We start from the raw sequence: 1,238 nt of genomic DNA, 5'->3' as shown, positions 1-1,238 counted from the left end.
CACTTACAACTAAGGCATAAGAACCCGTTTATGGAGTCGCTTATGCCCTGGGATGCGAGAGATACCATGTCATTACGTACCGAGTTTGTTTTGTTCGCCTCGCAGGACGGGGCGAACATCCGTTCTCTCTGCCGTCGCTTCGGCATTTCACCTGCTACCGGTTACAAGTGGCTTCGCCGCTGGGCGGAGGAAGGTGCCGCCGGCCTTCAGGACCGTCCGCGCATACCGCACCATTCCCCGAACCGCTCATCTGACGACATCACCGCCCTGCTGCGTATGGCCCATGAGCGCCATCAACGCTGGGGCGCACGCAAGATAAAGCGCTGGCTCGAAGACCAGGGGCACACCATGCCCGCCTTCAGCACCGTCCATAACCTGATGGCCCGCCATGGCCTGCTGCCGGGCACTTCACCGGGCATTCCCGCCACGGGACGGTTCGAACACAACGCGCCGAACCGCCTCTGGCAGATGGATTTTAAGGGCCACTTTCCCTTCGGCGGTGGCCGCTGCCATCCGCTGACCCTGCTGGACGACCACTCCCGTTTTTCCCTGTGCCTGGCGCACTGTAACGATGAACGGCGTGAGACCGTGCAGCAGCAGCTGGTCAGCGTGTTTGAACGCTACGGTCTGCCGGACCGGATGACGATGGACAACGGCTCACCGTGGGGAGACACCACCGGCACCTGGACAGCGCTGGAGCTGTGGCTGATGCGCCTGGGTATCCGGGTTGGGCACTCCCGGCCGTATCATCCGCAGACGCAGGGCAAGCTGGAACGTTTTCACCGCAGCCTGAAGGCGGAAGTGCTGCAGGGTAAATGGTTCGCGGACAGCAGTGAGCTGCAGCGCGCCTTCGACCACTGGCGGACGGTCTATAACCTTGAACGCCCGCACGAGGCGCTGGATATGGCGGTACCGGGCTCGCGGTATCAGCCGTCTGCACGGCAGTACAGCGGCAACACAACGCCCCCGGAATACGATGAGGGCGTGATGGTCAGGAAAGTCGATATCAGCGGCAAGCTGAGCGTGAAAGGGGTAAGTCTGAGCGCAGGCAAGGCGTTCAGGGGAGAACGGGTCGGGCTGAAGGAGACGCAGGAGGACGGCTGCTATGAAGTGTGGTGGTACAGCACGAAAGTGGGGGTGATCGACCTGAAGAAAAAGTCGATCACCATGGGTAAAGGATGTTAAAAAGTGTTCACCATGTCCCCGAACACCTGTCTACCATGTCCCCGGACTGTACA

At 60.8% G+C, this 1,238-nt stretch carries 1 protein-coding gene; it reads left to right on the top strand.

Annotated elements, in window-relative coordinates; genetic code table 11:
• The first annotated feature begins 42 nt into the window (after positions 1-42).
• The gene (locus AC2T6E_RS22600) at positions 43-1,185 is read left to right on the top strand and encodes an IS481 family transposase (RefSeq protein ID WP_486693250.1); all 1,143 of its coding nucleotides are present in this window, start codon (positions 43-45) and stop codon (positions 1,183-1,185) included.
• The last annotated feature ends 53 nt before the right edge of the window (positions 1,186-1,238 follow it).

Source organism: Enterobacter sp. B79-1 (assembly GCF_057444735.1).
Note: the sequence above shows the minus strand (reverse complement) of the source record. Positions and strands in the feature narration are given on the sequence as shown.

Bases quoted from the DNA above. Each gene is read 5' to 3' on its own strand.
- AC2T6E_RS22600 (WP_486693250.1), top strand. From the start codon at position 43: ATGCCCTGGGATGCGAGAGATACCATGTCATTACGTACCGAGTTTGTT.